The organism is Acinetobacter sp. YH12227, from assembly GCF_013417785.1.
Classification (GTDB): Bacteria; Pseudomonadota; Gammaproteobacteria; order Pseudomonadales; family Moraxellaceae; genus Acinetobacter; species Acinetobacter gandensis.
In genome coordinates, this window is record NZ_VPDH01000122.1 from 1 (window position 1) to 5,875 (window position 5,875).

6 protein-coding genes and 2 tRNA genes are annotated in these 5,875 nt (G+C 38.2%); 6 read left to right on the forward strand and 2 right to left on the reverse strand.

The features are described 5' to 3' along the window. Positions 1–158: transposase (locus FTV09_RS16830; RefSeq protein ID WP_180058937.1), on the forward strand; the 158-nt coding region annotated here is incomplete at its 5' end. 51 nt (positions 159–209) lie between these two features. Here the strand turns inward: FTV09_RS16830 and FTV09_RS16835 are convergent. Beyond that, the gene (locus FTV09_RS16835) at positions 210–1,073 is read right to left on the reverse strand and encodes a lytic transglycosylase domain-containing protein (protein WP_067765442.1); all 864 of its coding nucleotides are present in this window, start codon (positions 1,071–1,073) and stop codon (positions 210–212) included. A gap of 498 nt (positions 1,074–1,571) precedes the next feature. Here FTV09_RS16835 and ttcA point away from each other — a divergent pair, with 498 nt between their 5' ends. Both ttcA and FTV09_RS16845 read left to right on the forward strand, forming a co-directional pair. Continuing rightward, the gene (ttcA, locus tag FTV09_RS16840) at positions 1,572–2,501 is read left to right on the forward strand and encodes a tRNA 2-thiocytidine(32) synthetase TtcA (RefSeq protein WP_180058938.1); all 930 of its coding nucleotides are present in this window, start codon (positions 1,572–1,574) and stop codon (positions 2,499–2,501) included. 223 nt (positions 2,502–2,724) lie between these two features. Then, positions 2,725–3,108, forward strand: coding sequence for an SCP2 sterol-binding domain-containing protein (locus FTV09_RS16845; RefSeq protein ID WP_067765436.1), 384 nt, complete (start codon positions 2,725–2,727; stop codon positions 3,106–3,108). Between the two features lie 68 nt (positions 3,109–3,176). Here FTV09_RS16845 and FTV09_RS16850 read toward each other — a convergent pair whose 3' ends face one another. Beyond that, a complete protein-coding gene (locus FTV09_RS16850) occupies positions 3,177–4,289 on the reverse strand; it encodes a transglycosylase SLT domain-containing protein (RefSeq protein ID WP_180058939.1) in 1,113 nt (370 codons plus the stop codon). A gap of 365 nt (positions 4,290–4,654) precedes the next feature. On the opposite strand from FTV09_RS16850, the gene greB reads away from it, so the two are divergent. The 3 genes from greB to FTV09_RS16865 all read left to right on the forward strand — a co-directional run bounded on the left by greB (position 4,655) and on the right by FTV09_RS16865 (position 5,705). Beyond that, positions 4,655–5,149, forward strand: coding sequence for a transcription elongation factor GreB (gene greB, locus FTV09_RS16855; RefSeq protein ID WP_067765429.1), 495 nt, complete (start codon positions 4,655–4,657; stop codon positions 5,147–5,149). An 88-nt stretch (positions 5,150–5,237) separates the two neighbouring features. Continuing rightward, positions 5,238–5,327: transfer RNA gene (locus FTV09_RS16860), tRNA-Ser, on the forward strand. Positions 5,328–5,615: 288 nt separating this feature from the next. Continuing rightward, positions 5,616–5,705, forward strand: a tRNA-Ser gene (locus tag FTV09_RS16865). Positions 5,706–5,875 lie beyond the last annotated feature (170 nt).

Genomic DNA, 5,875 nt, shown 5'->3' on the forward strand with positions numbered 1-5,875 from the left:
ATGTGGATTGGTATTTTTATAAAATCAGGCACTTAATTGAGAATGCCTTTGCTAGATTAAAGCAATTTAGAGGAATTGCCACACGCTATGACAAGCTAAAGCAAAGCTATGAAAATTCTGTTGCCTTTGCTTGTATCTTTATTTGGCTACCATTATGAAATGTCAACAGACCCTAATAATTCAGATACAGAATTATCTCAGCATGTTTTTTATTCATTAAAGTAGATACGTGCTGAGGCAGACGCATTGGCTGTGGCAAATGATCCAGCTGGCGCATCGGTATAGCTACCGTTCGCATTTTGAATTATTTGGCGCTGTGGGCGAGAAGGTGTGGGTGCCGCGGCATGATAATTGTCAGAACTAGCAATAATACGGCCATTTGAACTCGCGCTATCACTGTTAGATGCTGATGAAGCTACGTTTAAGCCACTAGAATATAAATTACTATAGCGACTGGTTACACGGCGCACATAATCTTGGGTTTCACGAAAAGGTGGAATGCCGCCATATTTAGCAACATTGCCTTCGCCAGCATTATAACCAGCCAAAGCTAAAGAGGTATTACCATTAAAGCGTTTTAATAGCCAAGACAGATAACGTGCACCCGCCATAATATTTTGGTGCGGGTCATAGGCATTTGAGACATTGAAGCGGCGGGCCGTCGCTGGCATCAATTGCATTAAGCCTTGAGCACCAACAGGGGAGCGGGCATTTGTATTAAAACCTGACTCGGTATGCATCACTGCTTTAATTAATCCTTCAGAGACACCATGCTGAGCAGCAGCTTGTTTAATAATATTGTCAAAGGCATTTTTATTGCGACTATAGCTTGGTAAAACTGAAGACTCATTAGAACCCCAGTTGCTATAACTGTGAATATTACTGTCCGGATAATACGTTTTCTTTTCAACTTTCAGATTGCTATAGCGACCCTGCTTATTGGTTAATAAGGTCGTACCATTACTTTCGCGTAATTGGTAAATGGTTTGCCCAGCAAAAGTGTTAGGCGCAGTCCAAAATATGGCCGCACTTCCGATAATATAGAGCCCCAAAGTCCAAATATTTTTTTTCATTTTATAGTGAAGAAATTTTCTGTCCCCAAACAGTTGAATTAGAGTTTAACAAAAAAAAATCAGATGAAAATGCTTCGGTTGCTGATTTCTTCACTAGTTTGTAAAAATCAAGTCATTTTGATGATTCAATAATCAAAAAAAATATTTATTTTTTTTTAATGAGCATAACTTGACACACTTAAATAATTGAAAAATAAGTAAAAATAAATTGATCAAAAAGTGATCAATTTAAATAGAAGCCTTAAAATAAGGGCGGCTCAAGCTGTCAAGCCTTTTAGAATCCACAAAGTTATCCACAGGTTTTGTGGACAACTGTGGAAAAGTCCAAAAGATAAGCGTTTCGGGTAAAAAATGAACGCTAGCGTATAAAATTATGAACAAGTGATTACGTGACGATGACAGCAATTTTACATTTTCGGGAAAATACATTCTTTTGATGCGCAGCTGCGTCGAATCAGCTAAAATTGCGCGGTATTTTTATTTAGGTTTAACTCGTCTATGTTCTCGCCAGTTGAGTCCGAACAAGGATTTAATTTCAAACCAGAACTACCAACTAGCTCTGCGTATTATCGTCTATTGAAAAAGCTACGCCGTCAGGTCGGTCATGCCATTCGTGATTTTAAAATGATCGAAGAGGGTGACAAAGTCATGGTGTGTATTTCTGGCGGTAAAGACAGTTATACCTTGCTTGACATTATGTTGCAGTTTAAGCGTATCGCACCAATTAATTTTGATGTGGTTGCGGTTAACCTTGACCAAAAGCAGCCTGGTTTTCCTGAAGATGTATTACCACGTTATTTAGAAGAAAATAACATTCCGTATTATATTTTAGAAAAAGATACCTACAGCATTACCAAACGTTTAACCCCAGAAGGTAAAACGTATTGCGCAGTATGTTCACGTTTACGTCGCGGATCTTTATATGGTTTTGCACAAGAAATTGGTGCAACCAAAGTCGCGCTTGGTCATCATCGTGATGATATTTTGGCAACGTTCTTCTTGAATTTGTTCCATGGCGGTAGCTTAAAAGCGATGCCACCTAAGCTTTTATCTTCGGATAAAAAGAACATTTTGATTCGTCCGCTGGCTTATGTGGAAGAAAAAGACATTATCAAGTATGCGGAAATGCGTAAGTTCCCAATTATTCCGTGCAACTTGTGTGGTTCACAAGAGAACTTACAGCGTGCCATGTTAAACGACATGCTACGTACCTGGGATAAAGAATATCCAAAACGCTTACACAGTATTTTTGGTGCATTGCAAAATGTATCACCATCACAATTGGCTGACCGTGAGTTGTTTGACTTCGAAAAATTAGACGAAGAACGCGAGTTTGATTTTAAAGAAAGCAGTAGTTGTTCGACAGAGGCAGGCGAACATGAAAGCAAACGCATCAATATGGTGAATTTAGGTTTTGCTGCTGACTAATGAAATAATTGGGTAAAAAGAAAGGCATTCTCAGGAGTGCCTTTTTTTATATTGATGATTTTTAATACTTTGTTGTTAAGGTGTTAAATATTGAACGGTGCGTACAAAAAACTTTAGCCATTTTATAATTGATCATGCTATAACAAGCGACAAGCAAAAATAGCTTGCACTGATGTTGTCTGGAACGGCAACACAAACGAACAAAATAAATTGAGGAAAGATCATGCCTGCTTTTTTAACTGATGATTGGTTTTCAACTGTAGAAACTTTGACTGCTCAAGCTGGTGACTTAAATTTACCACCTGCGTTGGCTAACCTTGCAATTAACCTAGTTGTAGCTGAAGCTGCAGGTAACACAGAATTATCTTTAGATGGCGGCGCAATCAAAAAAGGTTTGTCATCAAATGCAAAAACTACATTAAACATGGATGCTGAAACATTACGTAAAGTATTCCTAGAGTTTGATATGGCTGCGGCGATGCAAGCATTCATGACAGGAAAAATCAAAGTTCAGGGTGACATGTCTCAGCTGATGGCATTGCAAACTGCAAAACCGAGTGCAGAACAAAAAGATTTATTCAAAAAAGTACTAGAGCAAACAGCTTAAGTCTTTTGAAATAAAAAAGCTTACCCGAAGGTAAGCTTTTTTTTTTGCTTTAAGAAAATTTCAAGTCTTTAAATATTCACCAATTGCGGTGTGGTCTTGATATGTTCTAAATAGGCACGAATACGTGTGACATATTGAACTGCTTGACGATAACGTCCATTGCTGGCTTTGTTACGGTCTAAATAAGCGTATAGGTTCACCCATTTATCTGGGTTTTTACCTTGTGACTTAATTCGCTTCTGAATCTGAGAAACAGCACCAGGCCCCATATTGTAAGCAACGAGGGCATACCAATTACGATCAGGGAAAGGAATATGACTATAACGATTTAACATTTGGTCATAATACTTTGCACCACCTTGAATGCTTTGTGTCGCATCGGTACGGTTACTCACACCCATAGCTTTTGCCGTACTGTTGGTCAGCATCATAATGCCGCGTACGCCTGTTGGCGAAACAGAGTCAGGTTTCAAATACGACTCTTGATAGCCAATGGCTGCAAGTAAATGCCAATCTAAATCGTATTGCTGTGCAGTCTTTTTAAAACTAGCTTTATAGATAGGCATACGTTTGGTTAAATCACGTTGAATGATATTCCAAGAATCTTGCTTGACCGCATTACGATTATAAAATGAAGCGAGTTGACTGATTGCTCCATTTTGCTTTGCACGACAAACAAAGCCACTTGCAGTTTGGCTCAGTGGGTCATCGGCATTTTTAAACACCCAGTTTAAATTGCTATTTAAACCATTTTTTTGCAATGAAACCGTGTCACCGCAACTTGCTGAAAATGAAGTGAGGTGTTTTGCTTCAATACTTTGCATGCTCGCCGTCGTCATCGCAAAACTTGCTTGACCTTTAGCGACCATTTTTAAAGCAGTGGCATTGTCTTTGACTGTACGAAAGTCAAGTTTGACATTAAGACTATCCGCATAATTTCGTGCAAGGTCATAACCAAAACCATGCAGATGTTTACCATCCTTAAAAACGATATCTGGGTTGGCTACAGATACAACAGTCAATTTACTGTTATTGACGACAGCATCATATTGATGTGTCGCTTTACTTGCATTGATACTGTGAAATGGTATTGCAACAGTACAAAGTGCAAGGGCTTTAAATGGGAGAGAGTTAAAAGAGTTAAGGCAAAGCCTAAACCCAGAAGTTGAACTACTGTGCATGTTGTCTCCGCTACAAGTAATTTATGCCCTAAAAAGCAAAGGCAAAAATGCCTCAGACTTTTTCAAGTTTGATAAATTCAATAAGGGTTGGGCAGTCATGACGTCATTCAGAATGACTAAGGTTTAACGGGAAAATATGTAGAAAATCTACACTGATGAAAAAATAAACAAGCTTAAAAGATGTGCGCATAATAAAGATCAAAAAAAAGCTTGTCAAATTTTGTACGAAAAATTATAAAATTATGTAACATAAATAACTGATTTTGTTTGGGAATAAATTTTATATACTGCTACTGTGTAGAAATAGGGGATAAAATAGGCTTTTATTGTAAGTTGTTGCTCATCAAACTAGCCTAGAAAACATCATGAAATCTAACTTAATTACCCGCGCTGGGCATGATTTATTGGTCGCTGAACTGAAGCATTTATGGCATGAAGAACGGCCCGAAATAACCAAAAAAGTGAACTGGGCAGCGAGTTTAGGCGACCGCTCTGAAAATGCAGATTACCAATACAACAAGCAATTGTTACGTAAAATTGATCGACGTGTTCGTTACCTTGGAAAGCGTTTAGAAGAACTCCGAATTATTGACTATTCACCCGAACAAGCCGGCAAAGTTTATTTTGGAGCTTGGGTCGATATTGAAAATGAATTGGGCGAAGAAAAAACGCTACGCATCGTCGGTGTTGATGAAATTTACGACCATCATCCACAGCATATCTCTATTGATTCACCCATGGCTCGGGCGCTTTTGTCTAAACAGGTAGATGATGAGGTGGAAGTTGTTACACCATCAGGAAAAAAATGTTGGTATATCAATGCTATTCGTTATGAACTGAGAGAAGAAGCATCGAAATAATAGAATTTGCTTTTATTTTGTTCAATTGAATGCTTTTTTGACAAAATGATTTGCCATTGTGGAATTTTATTTATATGATGGCGCCCATGGAAGCGTGGCAGAGCGGTTTAATGCACCGGTCTTGAAAACCGACGAGGGCGCGAGTCCTCCGTGAGTTCGAATCTCACCGCTTCCGCCAAATTCAAAACCCCCAATCATTGATTGGGGGTTTTTTTATGACTTTATTTTCTATTTCTAAAATAAATAATAAGGTGATCGATAGTTTTTTATATACTTGGATGTATTTTTTTGGTGATCATTAGTCTGAAATTTTTCTAAAAAAACGTTTCTAGCTGAAAAAAAAGATGTTCTGAATTTTATGCAATTGTTGTAATTGCATAAAAAGTGAATAAACGATTCAAGCAAGGCATAAAATCATGGAAAATAATTTGCCATTGTGGAATTTTATTTATATGATAGCGCCCATGGAAGCGTGGCAGAGCGGTTTAATGCACCGGTCTTGAAAACCGACGAGGGCGCGAGTCCTCCGTGAGTTCGAATCTCACCGCTTCCGCCAAATTCAAAAAACCCCAATCATTGATTGGGGTTTTTTTATTGCCTAAAATTTTATCACTTGGAGCGTAAAACCTCGTGGTTCAGCACGAGGATATAAGCGACTGGCGTAAGCCATACGACATGGAATGTCGTATTAAATATCTTTGTTGTTCATTACTTAAAATATTATTG